Annotated in this window: 12 protein-coding genes; 6 read left to right on the top strand and 6 right to left on the bottom strand. The window is 35.1% G+C overall.

Annotated elements, in window-relative coordinates:
* Positions 1 to 2 precede the first annotated feature (2 nt).
* The 4 genes from ACTSKG_RS07000 to ACTSKG_RS06985 all read left to right on the top strand — a co-directional run bounded on the left by ACTSKG_RS07000 (position 3) and on the right by ACTSKG_RS06985 (position 6,220).
* Complete coding sequence (locus ACTSKG_RS07000) at positions 3 to 995, top strand: AAA family ATPase (protein WP_464757425.1); 993 nt, start codon at positions 3 to 5, stop codon at positions 993 to 995.
* Entirely contained in the window at positions 992 to 1,867 is an 876-nt protein-coding gene (locus tag ACTSKG_RS06995; protein ID WP_464757424.1) for a DUF58 domain-containing protein, read from the top strand. Before ACTSKG_RS07000 ends, ACTSKG_RS06995 begins: the two co-directional genes overlap by 4 nt.
* Positions 1,868 to 1,878: 11 nt before the next feature.
* Positions 1,879 to 3,636, top strand: coding sequence for a vWA domain-containing protein (locus tag ACTSKG_RS06990; protein ID WP_464757423.1), 1,758 nt, complete (start codon positions 1,879 to 1,881; stop codon positions 3,634 to 3,636).
* Between the two features lie 67 nt (positions 3,637 to 3,703).
* Positions 3,704 to 6,220 carry a VWA domain-containing protein gene (locus ACTSKG_RS06985; protein ID WP_464757422.1) on the top strand — a complete coding sequence of 839 codons (2,517 nt, stop codon included), beginning with the start codon at positions 3,704 to 3,706 and terminating at the stop codon, positions 6,218 to 6,220.
* Positions 6,221 to 7,011: 791 nt separating this feature from the next.
* Here the strand turns inward: ACTSKG_RS06985 and ACTSKG_RS06980 are convergent.
* The 6 genes from ACTSKG_RS06980 to ACTSKG_RS06955 form a co-directional block, all read right to left on the bottom strand.
* Positions 7,012 to 8,184, bottom strand: a complete 1,173-nt coding sequence (locus tag ACTSKG_RS06980; protein WP_464757421.1) for an MFS transporter — start codon at positions 8,182 to 8,184, stop codon at positions 7,012 to 7,014.
* A gap of 371 nt (positions 8,185 to 8,555) precedes the next feature.
* Positions 8,556 to 9,629 (bottom strand): ABC transporter substrate-binding protein, encoded by a 1,074-nt coding sequence (locus tag ACTSKG_RS06975; protein WP_464757420.1) that lies wholly within the window; start codon positions 9,627 to 9,629, stop codon positions 8,556 to 8,558.
* Positions 9,626 to 10,429, bottom strand: a complete 804-nt coding sequence (locus tag ACTSKG_RS06970; RefSeq protein WP_464757418.1) for an ABC transporter permease — start codon at positions 10,427 to 10,429, stop codon at positions 9,626 to 9,628. The genes ACTSKG_RS06975 and ACTSKG_RS06970 overlap by 4 nt, the downstream gene beginning before the upstream one ends.
* Positions 10,413 to 11,237, bottom strand: coding sequence for an ABC transporter permease (locus ACTSKG_RS06965; protein ID WP_464757417.1), 825 nt, complete (start codon positions 11,235 to 11,237; stop codon positions 10,413 to 10,415). The genes ACTSKG_RS06970 and ACTSKG_RS06965 overlap by 17 nt, the downstream gene beginning before the upstream one ends.
* Positions 11,227 to 12,333, bottom strand: a complete 1,107-nt coding sequence (locus ACTSKG_RS06960; RefSeq protein WP_464757416.1) for an ABC transporter ATP-binding protein — start codon at positions 12,331 to 12,333, stop codon at positions 11,227 to 11,229. The genes ACTSKG_RS06965 and ACTSKG_RS06960 overlap by 11 nt, the downstream gene beginning before the upstream one ends.
* 39 nt (positions 12,334 to 12,372) lie before the next feature.
* Entirely contained in the window at positions 12,373 to 12,915 is a 543-nt protein-coding gene (locus tag ACTSKG_RS06955; protein WP_464757415.1) for a helix-turn-helix domain-containing protein, read from the bottom strand.
* A 285-nt stretch (positions 12,916 to 13,200) separates the two neighbouring features.
* Here ACTSKG_RS06955 and ACTSKG_RS06950 point away from each other — a divergent pair, with 285 nt between their 5' ends.
* Positions 13,201 to 13,650, top strand: a complete 450-nt coding sequence (locus tag ACTSKG_RS06950) for a thioredoxin domain-containing protein (RefSeq protein WP_464757414.1) — start codon at positions 13,201 to 13,203, stop codon at positions 13,648 to 13,650.
* Between the two features lie 71 nt (positions 13,651 to 13,721).
* On the top strand, positions 13,722 to 14,381 hold the full coding sequence (locus ACTSKG_RS06945) for a potassium channel family protein (protein WP_464757413.1): 660 nt from the start codon (positions 13,722 to 13,724) through the stop codon (positions 14,379 to 14,381).
* Positions 14,382 to 14,553 lie beyond the last annotated feature (172 nt).

Here is a 14,553-nt window from a genome sequence, read left to right as displayed (position 1 = left end):
TTATGACTTTTACAACGGAAGATTATATCAATATGAGTAAACGTTTAGAAGAAGTTCGAACCGAAATCGGTCATTTTATCGTTGGTCAAAAAGAAGCAGTGGAGTTTTCGATTTACTGTGTTTTAGCGGATGGCCATGCACTTCTTGAAGGATTACCGGGTCTCGGTAAAACGATGCTTATTCGTACAATATCAGAGGTGCTTGATTTGTCATTCTCACGAATACAGTTCACTCCAGATTTGATGCCATCCGATATTACTGGAACTAGTATGATTGAAAGATTAGAAAATGGTAAACAACAATTCACCTTTCAAAAAGGACCAATATTTAGTCAAATGGTTTTAGCGGATGAAATAAACCGCGCAACCCCCAAAACTCAAAGTGCATTATTAGAAGCAATGGGTGAAAAAACGGTGACAGTACTGGGTGAAACAAAGCAAATGGAAAGACCATTCTTTGTACTTGCTACACAAAATCCAATTGAAATGGAAGGAACATATCCACTCCCTGAAGCTCAAATGGATCGTTTTCTCTGCAAAATTCTTGTATCGTATCCAACAAAAGAGGAACTTATGGAAATTTCAAAACGCACTACAGGTGGTCAGTCCGTTGTGTTGAATAAAATTATGCGAGCGGAAGAAATTGTGCATGCTCAACAAATGGTGAGAGAAGTATTAATTGCTGATGATATGTTGGAGTATGCTGTAGAAATCATTTCTGCTACACAACCAGAAACTTCTGTTATTCCTGAAATAACTCAATATATCCAATATGGAAGTGGACCTCGGGGTTTGCAAAGCTTAATTAAACTTGCCAAAGCACGTGCTTTAATTGCTGGTCGATATCATGTGTCGATTGCGGATATAAAATCAGTTGCAAAACCTGTGCTAAGACATCGTTTATTACTTAATTACGAAGGAGAGGCAGAAGGGAAAACAGCTGATAACCTGATAGATCTAATATTACAAACAATTAAACAAGGTCAAATCGTATGAGCAATGATTCATTAGTTCCAAAAGATTGGGCTGGAAAATTGAGTCGACTATCGATCTCCACCAAATCAAAGCTTCGAGGACAGCATAAAGGATCCCATCGTTCACAACGTTTCGGTGCATCACTGGATTTTTCGGATTTTCGTGAGTATTCTCCTGGTGATGATGTTCGCCAAATAGATTGGAATGTGTATGCTAGAACAGATAAATATTTTATTAAACGATTCTTAGATGAACAAGAAATGCGAGTACATATTTTACTCGATTCAACGAAATCTATGGGTGATGAATTGAAGTGGACTTTTTCAAAACAGCTTGCTCTTTCTCTTGGAATACTTGTATTGCAAAGGGATGATCGATTATCTTTTTCGGCGGTAACAGAGGAAACGTCCTCGCTTTTTAGACGTAAAGGAGCTACTTTTCGAAAGGCGTTCACTCAAACTATTTCCGATTTAAAAGAGCCAACTATGAACCAACCATTTTCTAACAATGCTATATCATTCATTCCGAAGGATAGTACGGTACTATTCATTCTTTCTGATTGCTTGGAAAGCCTTGTATCTTTCGAAAAGCTTCTACAAAAATTGCCTAAGTTTGCAGGAGATATTCGTATTCTACAAATTGTAACAAAGGATGAGCTACTACCATCATTCGCAGGTGATGTTCAATTAGAAGATGTGGAAACAACACACCAACTAAATGTATCTATGTCTTCCAAAGTAATTGAAGCATATGTGCGCGAAAGAAATTTACACCAGCAAGGTCTAGAAATATTATGTAATAAATTTGGAGTGAAACTACTTCAAGTAAACGTCGAGGATGGTATTTCACATGTCATATTCCATCAGCTACTACGGGCAAACTGGGTGCAATGAGGTGAGATTATTTGGGGTTTAATCAATTAATATTTTTATGGACTGGCATTTTTCCTATAGCTGTACTTCTTTATTATTTCTTTCGAAAAAAATATGCAAAGCAGTCAGTTTCCTCCACTCTTTTTTGGCAAGAAGTGATGAAAGAAACGAAGGCTTCACCCTATTTGCAACATCTACAACGCAATGCTTTATTTTATTTACAAATGATTTCAATGATTTTACTTGTCATAGCATTACTGCAACCATTTTGGAAAACAAAAGGGCTTACTGGCGAACAAATCGTATTCATTGTAGATACTTCTGCTACGATGAAAGTAAATACTAATAATTCAACTCTTTTCGATCAACATAAAAAACAAATGACATCTCTTGTTGAGGAGTTATCTGGAAAGCCCTTAACAATTATTACTACAGGAAATCAACCGAAAGTCATTGTTCGGCAAGAGACAAATCTTAACCGAATTAAAAATGAGATTAGCAAACTAGAAGTAAGTTATGAAGATGAAAATATGTTGAAATCATTAGATTTTGCTCAATCTTTTTTTCAAAATAAAGCTACATCGGTTTATATTTTTACGGATCATTTAGATCGTCAATCGATACCCTTACAATATGAAAATGTAAGTTGGAATGTAGAAGGACTAACAACTGAAGTATCAAATGTATCTATTAAAAGATTTGGGGCTACGAAAACGAACAGTGGTATTTCTGCATTGATTCAACTTGAGAATCAATCCAATATAGAACAAATTACAGAACTAACGATTTCGAATGAACAGAATAAATTAGTGAAAAAAAAGGTTGAGATACTACCAAATGATATTGTTACATTGTCCTTTAATGAATTAGTGGAATCATCCTTTTTAAACGCCTCCATTGATATTAACGATCAATATGTTTTAGATAATTCCATGATAGTATTTATGCAAAATCAATTATCGAAAGTGTTTATAGATTCTTCCATGCACTCACTTGTAAAGACTGCGTTTCAATCGATGGATATAGAAGTAAGCAGTATCCCTACTGAACAAGTTGGATTGCTACAGGAAGAAGGCATTTTCGTAACAAATCAATTTGAATCGATTGATAAATTGGATCGCCCTACCTTATTTATCGGAAGAAATGATTCTTCAGCAAAGGATGTAAATGGAAGAGTCCAAACGAAGGATCATCCCATATTTTCTTTTGCTAATTTATCCGAAATTTATGTCAGTGCTGTTTACCCTCCTATAGAGGGCTTTGAAACAATTGCATCTGTGGGAGAAGATCCATTTATACAAGTTTCACCACGCGGAGATATCATAATACTGTCCGATATTCAAATGACTGATTGGCCGCTAAGCCCATCATTCCCTCTCTTTTTATGGAGTGTGAAAGAACAGCTTTCTGCCGGAAACACGTATTTAGGTACTTTTTCACCAAATGAACGAAAGCCATTATCTCTTGGAAGTGTTGCGAATGAATGGGAAATATACACGATGAACGACACCTATGAATATTCAATAGAAAATGGTGGAGCATTTATCGCACCACAAAAGCCTGGGTTGTACAGGCTTATTTCGAAGGGTACCGAAAAAAACTTTGCCGTTGCTTTATCTCAAAAAGAAAAAGAAATTACAAAGGGAACATCCTATAAATTAACTGGGAAACTGATAGAATCGAAAGCAAATTATAATCAGCATTCGATTGTTCCATATCTATTAATAGTATTGTTATTTTTATTTGTAATAGAGTGGGAGGTGCAAAGACGACGTGGATTTACGAGTTGACCAACCACTATGGCTCCTGTTACTACTGCCAATTTTCATGTACTTTTTTTGGACATGGAGAAAAGATATGAAAGTATTTCGAAGTGAAGGAAAAGTAGTATTATTTATTCGTCTTTTGGCTATCTTATGTTTAGTCTTAGGATTAACGAATCCTTATCTTTTATTGCCAATTAAAGACGAACAAGTAATCTTCTTAGTTGATCGATCTGCTTCTGTTCAAGGAACAGATCAACAAGTGGTAGAATGGATAGAAAAAAGTTTATCGTCAAGAAAGAATTCCCATCTAGTTGGAGTATATACATTTGCTGAAGACTTTCAAACAGAAGTTGCATTAACTTCAGGGGAAGTAAATTTACCAGTTTTCACACCAATGAAAGCTTCTGGAAAGACAGATATTGCAAGAGCATTGCAACTCTCAACAGGTATTGTAGAACCTAATAAAGCAACTAGAATCGTCCTTTTTTCGGATGGGTTAGAAACAAGCGGTTCTGTTTCAGATGAGTTAGGGAAAATAGCTGGTGGGAATATCACAATTGATGTCGTGCAATTGGAAAGAATAGCTTCTGAAGATGTTGCAATCACTTCATTTGAAACACCACCAGTTGCATTTGAAGGGGAGCAGCAACAACTAAATGTCAAACTAGAAGCGACTACCGATACAAAAGGAGAACTACTTCTTTATCAAAATGATCAGCTGTTATCCCGTGAACAAGTTTCGTTGGAACAAGGTACAAATAGTTTTACATTCCGAAATGCCTCTACTGGGGAAGGATTATTAAAATATGAGGTGCAAGTTATAGTTCCAGGTGACGGATTAATTGAAAATAATAAACTAACGAGCGTAACGAACGTGGAAGGATCTCCAAGATTATTAATCGTCACAAATGATGAGAATAGCTCTAATATTCCTACCGTTATTGATCAAGCCACAATTAAAACAGATGTTATTGACGCAACAGCGCTTCCATTTGATTTATCAAATTATTTAGCGTATGATGCAATAATTTTCGATAATGTTCCTGGTCATGTTGTTGGAGAACAAAAAATGAAGGTACTTGAACAAGCAGTGAAAAATTTCGGTGTCGGATTTATGATGGTTGGGGGTAAGAACAGTTTTGGTTTAGGCGGTTATTTTAAAACACCAATTGAAAAGTTACTCCCCGTGGAAATGGAAATTAAGGGAAAACATCAGTTGCCATCGCTTGGATTAGTTATTGTTATGGACCGATCAGGTAGTATGAGTGGCTCTAAATTTGAATATGCAAAAGAAGCAGCAGCTCGTTCGGTTGAAATGTTGCGCGAAGGAGATACACTTGGATTTATTGCATTTGATGATCGACCATGGGAAATAATTGAACCAGCTCCTCTTACAAATAAAGAAGAAGCTTTGGATACTATTTTATCGGTTGGGGTTGGTGGTGGAACTGAAATTTATCCGGGTCTTGCACTTGCCTATGAACGTTTAACTCCATTAAAACTTCAGCGGAAGCATGTCATATTATTAACCGATGGGCAGTCATATACACGAAGTGATTACCAAACTTTAATTGAAGAAGGGGCAAAGGACAATATTACAGTTTCGACTGTAGCGGTCGGACAAGATGCGGATCGAGCACTACTAGAAAGTTTAGCGGAGATGGGAGGGGGGACCTTCTATGATGTTTCGGATGAATCAACCATTCCTGCTATCATGTCGACTGAAACTGCGATGATATCTCGCACATACATTGAAGATAATCCTTTCTATCCGATTATTTATGGTGATCCATCATGGAGTAGTTTATTTGCTGAAGGGGTTCCACAGATGAATGCTTATATTGCAACAACTCCTAAGCAAACGGCATCCATAATAGCGGAAAGTGAGAAAGAGGATCCAATAATAGCAGAATGGATGTATGGGCTAGGTAGAACAATTGCTTTTACATCAGATTCTACCGGGGAGTGGAGCGGGGATTTTGCAAGATGGAATAATTGGGGGAATTTTTGGAATACAGCTGTTTCACGGTTATTACCAGCATATAGTGAAGTTCCTTTTCAAATTCAAAAAGCGAGTGATGGCAGCTATACAGTCACTGATCCATCCGGAAAGTCTTCGTTTATTGAAGTAGCTGCTGTTAATGAGAAAGGAGAGGAACTACCTGTTAGCTCAGAGCCTCTTGCTCCTGGAAAATCTCGTGTTACGATTGAAAGCGATCCTGGACTTATATTCTTCCGAGTTTCAAACGAACAAAATGCGGTGTATCAAGCAGGTGTTTCTATACCTTATAGTGAAGAATATAAGTTGCAAAAGCCGAACACGAGTAAGTTAGAATTAATAACAAGTAGAACAGGTGGAAAGATGCTTACAGATGCCTCAGAGATATTCCGCCCAATGGACATAAAAAGCGCAGAGAAGCAATCCATCCAGCAAGCACTCATTCTAGCAGCAATACTATTATTTTTTATTGATATTACAATTAGAAGATTTGGTTTTAGACAATTAGTTGATCCTCTTTATAGAATGAAGCAGAATAAAAAATCAATAGAGACTACTACTGTGACAAGTAATGTTGAAAAGCTTGTAAAAGAGAAAAAGAAAAGATAATAAAAAACTGGAAGTGAAAAAACTCACTTCCAGTTTTTGTTGAAAATTAGGAACGATATGATTCCTGATACATGGCAATTTTAGTTGTACTTGGTGTTTTTCGACATCTCATTTAAAGTTAACTCTTATGATTGAGAAATGGTTGCTCTTGTCACGGAATTAGTTGGTCTACGTATAAAATTGGTAGCTTTCACCTTATAATTGGTTGCTTTAATCCAGTTTTTCCCTTTAAACTTACTGATATCTGTATAAAAAGTGCCTGTTTTTACATTCCACAAAGTATAATCGCAATAAGCAGCATCTATATATAAAAGAGTGCTGACCGGTCGAATCGTCCCCTTTTAATAGAGTAGGACAGGATCCTATCCCGTAGAGGTCGCCGCATTCTGCTCCAATCAACAGTGTAAATGAGAAAGACAATTTGCGTCATTGAAATATGAACTGGTACTTTCCTTTGACTATCAAATTGGCAAGCGGAAACTGAGAAAAAATAGGTAGTATCTACTGATAAAGAAGTGATAAGCATCCGAAATTGTATCTTCGGATGCTCTTAAAAAGTAGGATAGGATATTATCAATAATTATTCAAAATAAACGAATCATGTCCTCACAAATTCCAAGAGGGCGACGGACAAACATTCGCCACAAGATAATCGAAAATGAGGAGTTGGAAGTGACTAAGTCACTTCCAACTCCTAAAATCCATCGGTAATAGTGTAGCCCATGTTTGTCCAAAGCACTCGGGCATTAGTGAAGACAAGAGGCACTTAAATGGCGTTTTCGTTTCTATATTTATATAATTGGCTTGCTTTTCTTTATCCAGAGTAATGTAACTACCCATGCACTTAATAAAATACCCGAACCAATCATAAACGGAAGATTGATGTTAATATCAAAAAACATACCAGCAAGTGCCGGACCAATCATATTGCCTAAACTCATGTAGGCATTATTCATTCCTGCTGCAAAACCTTGTTCATGTCCTGCTAGCTTTGAAACGACTGTATTAACGGAAGGGCGAATTAGCGTTGTTGCAGTCGAAAAAATAGCAGCTACGATTAATACAAACCCGAAGCCATTTACTAGGAAGAATAGTAAAAGTGCTAAAGCGGCAACAACTAAGTTGACTAAAATAACATTTAACTCCCCGAAACGTTTAAATAATTTTCCAACAATGAAAGATTGGACAATAACACCTATAAATCCACCAACAGTTAAAACAATAGCAATATCTTGTGGGGTGTAATTATATTTATGATCAACGTATAAAGAAAATGTAGTTTGGAAATTTGCGAGACCAAATGAGAAAACAAAAATGATGATTAACATCATAAAATAAGGTGTTTTAACCGATCTTTTCATTTGAGCTAAAATGTTTTCACTCTTTTTCTTTTCTAAAGAGATTGCATTTTTAATATCAGGTAAAATGAAAAGTGAGACAATTGCAGAAAGGATAGCCACTAAAGAGGCAATGTAAAATGGGAAGGTTAAACTAACTTTCGCTAAAAATCCTCCTATTGCTGGTCCAATCATGAAACCTAAAGACATCGAGGCACCTATTAAGCCCATTCCTTTTCCACGGGCTTCAATCGTTGTGAGGTCTGCAACAAATGCCATCGTAGCAGGAATTAAAAAAGCTCCTCCAATACCGCTTATAAAGCGTGCAACATAAAGCATCCACTCATGAGTAGCAACTCCAAACCATAATTGAGAAGCCGAAAAGATGACTAACCCCGTAATAATAAGTTTTTTGCGTCCAAAAGTATCAGATAGATCTCCAGCTAAAGGTGATAGTAAAAATTGTCCTAAGGCGAATGATGCAATAATAAAACCAAGTGCTTGACCTGCAACACCGAACGTTTGTAAATATTGAGGCATTACCGGAATAACTAGACCTATTCCTGCCGTTGCAATAAACATATTGAACATTAGTATGTAAAGTGCAAATTGATTTGATTTCTTCAACGGATATTTCCTACTTTCTCATTAATTCTTATCAACGTCTATCGATTCTACCATACTCTCAAAAGAATAAAAACCTTCGTGTCACGAATAATTGAAAATGGTTTATACAGGCTCTATCAAATTATGGTTTTTTAGAAGCATATATTTTGGGACAAAAATTCGAGGCTCCTTCGGAAAATAAGTTACAGAGACCCTGTAGCGAGCTAGCAATAGGAAGGAAGGCTAATGTCACCTCTTCCTGAGGGAACGCCTTCATGACCAACTTCATATTGACCAGGAGGCTTGAGCGCGGAAAGCGGGCAGTTTTCATTATCTTTTATAAAGCCTAAATAAAAAAATCTAGAATCGCCTATTATAGACGATTCTAGATACTAGTTTGTCCCCATTTTAAACTTTAAAAACAACTCGTTGTATTCCCCAAGCATTTTAAGACCAAGATTATTATAGACTTCTAAGTTGTCTCGCATTTCTTCTGTGGGATAAAAACGCTCATCGGAAATCACATCTTCATCCATTAAATCCATTCCAGCCTTGTTAGGAGTGGAGTATCCAACATAATCTGCATTTTGTGCAGCTATTTCCGGTTTAAGCATAAAATTGATAAAAGCATGAGCACCCTCAATATTAGCGGCCGTTTTAGGAATAACCATATTATCAAACCATAAGTTGGAACCTTCTTCAGGTACTGCATAGTCAAGGTCTTCATTTTCTGACATCATATCGGCTGCTTGTCCTGACCAAGTGAGCGCAACAGCTGCTTCTTTATTCACCATAAGTTGAGTGACTTCATCACCAATTATAGCTTTTACATTTGGAGTAAGTTTTTTCAGCTTGGCCGATGCTTCTTGTAATTGATGTTCATCAGTAGAATTCAAAGAATAACCTAAGCTATTTAACCCCATTCCAATTACTTCACGAGCACTATCAACTAATAAAACCTTACCTTTTAAAGAAGGATCCCAAAGTGCATCCCAACTGGTAAAGGTTTGTCCATTTAACAAGGTAGGATTATAAACAATACCGACAGTTCCCCAAAAATAAGGAATAGAAAATTCGTTTTTCTGATCAAATGATAAATCTAAGAAATATGGATCAATGTTTTTTAAGTTAGGTATTTTGGAGTGATCAATTGGTAAAAGTAAATTTTTTTCTTTCATCTTTTCAATCGCGTATTCCGATGGAACTGCAATATCATATGAAGTTCCACCTTGCTCAATCTTTGTCATCATTGCTTCATTCGAGTCAAATGTTTCATAAACAACACGATACCCTGATTCTTTCTCAAATTGAGCAATTACATCCGGATCAATATATTCACCCCAATTGAATATAGTTACGGTGTCACTTCCTGATTTACCAGAGCTCTTGTCTAATAAGTCGTTTGCAACAAATAGTAAGATACAAACAATAACAATAGCAATTATTGCTTTTACAATATCCTTCATTTTCGAACCCCCATTCCAATAGGGTTTTTACCACGTTGGCTCACAAAGTAATACCCTACCACTAGAACAAGTGTAACGATAAAGATAATACCAGATAATGCATTAATCGTTAATGTAATACCTGCACGAGCCATTGAGTATATCTCAACAGATAATGTACTGAATCCATTTCCAGTAACAAAAAAAGTAACAGCAAAATCATCAAGTGAATAAGTTAATGCCATAAAAAATCCTGCAAAGATCCCTGGTTTAATAAATGGAATAATAACACGCGTAAAAATATCTCTTCTCGTTGCACCAAGATCAGCAGCAGCATCAATGAGTGAACTATTCATTTCTTGTAGTTTTGGTAAAACCATTAGAACAACAATCGGAATACTAAATGCAATATGCGAAATTAATACAGATGCAAAACCTAATTTAACACCAATCATCGTAAAGAGAATTAAAAAGGAAGCTCCAATAACAACGTCTGGACTAACAATTAGTACATTATTCAGCGATAGTATGGAATTACGGATAGATTTATTTCTCATATAAACAATTCCAATGGAACCAAAAACACCAATTATCGTTGCCAATAATGCAGAAAGTAAAGCTACGATTACCGTATTTATAAGGATCATAATAAGTCTTGTATCAGAAAATACCGCGGCATAGTGTTCCAATGTAAATGATTCAAAATTGTTCATTGCGCCGCCACTATTGAATGAATAAAAGATAAGATAGAGAATCGGCGTATATAAAACAATAAAAACGAGGGCTAAATAAAACTTAGCGGTTTTACTTGTTTTTTCCATGATAAATAGCCCCCTTATCTTTTTGACCGGTAATAATCATTATAATAACCATGAAAATAATTAAGAAAACAGCAATAGTAGAACCCATGCCCCAGTTTTGAGTAACTAAAAATTGTTGTTCAATTGCAGTACCCAAAGTAATAACTTTGTTTCCGGCAATTAACCGAGTAATCATGAATAAAGAAAGGGAAGGGATAAATACTGCTTGAATCCCTGCTTTTACCCCATTAACGGTTAACGGGAATATAACCTTTGAAAAAGTTGTCCAACTAGATGCACCTAAATCTCTACTAGCATCAATTAAAGAAGGACTTAACTTATCTAAAGCATTAAAGATAGGAAGGATCATAAATGGTATAAAAATATAGACGGATACAAAAATAAAACTAAAATCCGTAAATAATATTTGCTTTTCCCCTATTCCAAACACATTTAAAAACGCATTAATTGGTCCGTATAAACCGAAAATTCCGATAAACGCATATGTTTTTAAAAGTAGATTAATCCAAGAAGGGATAATAATTAACAATAACCACAATTGTTTATGCTTTGTTTTTGTCAACCAGTAGGCGGTTGGATAGGCTATTATTAAAGAGAATAGTGTTATTAGAAAAGCGTACCAAAACGAGCTAATTGTTAAAGTTAAATAAACAGATGTAAAGAAATTTTTATAGTTTTCTATTGTAAAATTACCATTTAAATCGAAGAAAGAGTAGTAAGTAACTAGTACAATGGGAGCTATGACAAATAAAACAATCCATGCAAAATACGGGATTAGATAAAGAGACTTAGTATTTTTAGTCTGCATAAGCGTCTTCTCCGTATGATTCTAATCGTTTATCAAATTCTTCTTCTGTTTCATTTAATCGCATAACATGTATCGATTCTGGATCAAAATCTAAACCAATAAATTCTCCAACTTCTGCTTTTTTAGTAGAATGTACGAGCCACTCATTTCCTTCATCATCATACGTTGATAGTTCATAGTGTACACCTCTAAACAATTGCGTATCCACTTTTACTTTCATCTTTCCTTTTTCTACGCTTGTAATTTCTAAATCTTCTGGACGGATAACAATATCAATATGTTCGTTTGGTGTCAGCCCTTGGTCTACACATTCAAATTCTTTACCTCCAATTTGTACACGGAAATCAGCTACCATTGTTCCAGAAACAATATTTGACTCTCCAATAAAGTCAGCAACAAATCGGTTAATAGGTTCATCATAAATATCCATTGGTGTTCCACTTTGTTCAATAAGTCCTTCGTTCAATACGAAAATTTCGTCAGACATTGCTAGCGCTTCTTCTTGGTCATGCGTAACAAATATAAATGTTTTTCCTAAACGTTGTTGTAATTCACGAAGCTCATATTGCATTTCTGAACGGAGCTTTAAATCTAGAGCGGATAGAGGCTCATCTAGTAAAATAATCTCTGGATCATTTACAATTGCTCTTGCAATCGCAACCCTTTGTCTTTGGCCACCAGACATTTCAACTATTTCTCTATTTTCATATCCACTTAAGTTAACAAACTTAAGTGCTTCTAATACTTTTTGTTCAATCTCTTTTTTTCCTAATTTTTTTATTCGAAGACCAAATGCTACATTTTCAAATACATTCAAATGTGGAAACAAAGCATAATCTTGGAATACTGTATTAACTTGGCGTTCATTTGCTGGCACGTTATTGATAAGTTTTCCATTGAAATAAATGTTCCCGCTTGAGGGTTGCATAAATCCTGCAATTAATCGTAGGATGGTGGTTTTCCCACAACCCGAAGGTCCTAATAAAGTGTAAAACTTGCCACGTTCCAACTCAAAATTAATACTATCTAAAACAGTAGTATTTTCGTCATAAAATTTTGTAACATTTTCGAAACGAATAATAGATGTCTCCAGCATAATAATCCTCCAATTTGTATTTTGATGCTTGCACACTTTTTATAAATAAGAGTTTGTGACAACATAAATAACATGTGATTCGGCATCGGATATGTTTTCTAATAAATGGTTATCTGAAGCTTCAAAATAGATGGATTCTCCTTTTGAGGCTGTATATTGTTGTTTTCCAAGAGTCAGTTTTACATTCCCTTGTAACACATAGATAAATGTTTCGGAAAGAGAAGGTTCAAATTGTTTAAACTGGCCTGCTATTCCTAATGTAATATGAACTGGTTCCATTTCATTTTCATTAGATTCAGAAATTAGCCACCTTAGTTTATAGTTTTTGTCTTCGTCTTCAAAAGTTATTTGTTCATTCATTGAAAAAACGACTTTTGTTCGTGCATGTTCATCATCAAAAAAGTCTTTCGGTTTAGATCCTAACACATTTAATATAGCAAAAAGTGTTTCGATTGAAGGAGAGTTAATATCTCTTTCTAATTGAGAAATAAAACCCTTACTCAAATCTGTCCTTTCTCCTAGTTCTTCTTGGGTTAATCCTTTTTCTAGTCGTAAACGTTTAATCTTCTTCCCGATTTGCATAGATAGAACCTCCTTTGGAAGTAAAATGACGTTCTAATTTCAAACAAAGTTTATTTTAACACAACTTTAAGTTTACTTTAACAATTTATTTGATTTTATTCAAAAAAATAAAATAGAAGCTAGGATATTAACAGCAGCAATTAAAATGTTATTCGGCTTTCCACCGAATAAACGGTAGATTATATAAGTATTGAACTTTAACAGTATTGGAGTAGCTAGAAGAACAGTCAATTTTATGTAAATTGCATACAATAGCTGAGGACTATACAAAGGGGGAGTGAACTAATGAAGTTAAGAGAGGAGTTACCAGAATTTCCACGGCGTTTGCAATGGATTAATGGTCAAATAACAAACGAGCAAATTAAAGGAGATGTACCAGTAATTATACACTTTTGGTCTATCAGCTGTAATTCATGTATAAATGCGATGGGATACATCAATAAATGGAAAAGTTTATATGGTGACAGGTTTAAAATAATTAGTATTCATATGCCTAGAACGTCTGAAGATATAAATGATTATCTTATCAAGCAAACTGCATATCAATTGAACTTGACTAACCCGATATGTCTGGATCACGAACTATTAGTAACTAAATTGTTTAAAAATAGAACTGTTCCTGCCTATTATTTATTTGATAAGAAAGCTTTGCTAAGGCATTATCAATCAGGTGAACAAGGAATGCAAATGTTGGAAAGACGACTAATATATCTTATGAACGAACAAAAAAAATGAGGTACAATCCCTATCTACTATTCATTTTGTTATGGTAAACTTAGTGCATTGAATTGTAGGGAGGTCTTGGCGTGAAAAAAGAATTTGTTGTCATTGGTTTAGGGCGATTTGGAGGAAGTATAGTAAGGGAATTAGTTGATCAGGGCGCCGATGTGATGGCAATTGATAAAGTAGCTGAGCGAGTAGATGAATTTGCTCCAATTGCAACCCAGGCTGTTGTAGCAGATACTACAGATGAAGCAACATTAAAATCTTTAGGTATTCGAAACTTTGAACATGTAATTATAGCAATAGGTGATGATATTCAATCTAGTATATTAACTACACTAATGTTAAAAGAAATAGGAGTTAAAAAGATTACGGTAAAAGCCCAAAATGATTATCATGAAAAAGTACTTCGGAAAATTGGTGCTGATCAGGTGGTGCATCCAGAGCGTGATATGGGAATTCGAATTGCCAATAATATTATTTCTAATAATGTCCTCGATTATTTAGAGCTTTCTGATGAGCACTCGATAATGGAAATAAAAGTAAACGAAAAACTTGCAGGTTATTCTATAATCGATTTAGATATTCGGGCTAGGTATGGAATCAATATTGTTGCTGTGAAAAGAGGAAACAATATTATTGTATCTCCACAAGCAGATGAGCAGCTGCAATTAAATGATGTACTAATTATAATTGGTGCAGATGTAGATATTAATCGTTTTGAGAAAAAAGTTTTGTCGTAAATATAATAGAAAAAATGCTATTCAAGTTGCTTCTCAAAAAAAGACTAGGCATTTTTTGGAGTGCACTGAAAAACTTACTTTTTTTAATTAGCATTGGTTTTTCAAACAAAAATAGGCAACTTCTTGTTCGATTTTAAACAAGAAGTTGCCTATTTCTTTATCTTTTCTATGC

The sequence above is a fragment of the Psychrobacillus syltrankelensis genome, assembly GCF_055454035.1.
This window is presented reverse-complemented; position numbering and strand designations above follow the sequence as displayed.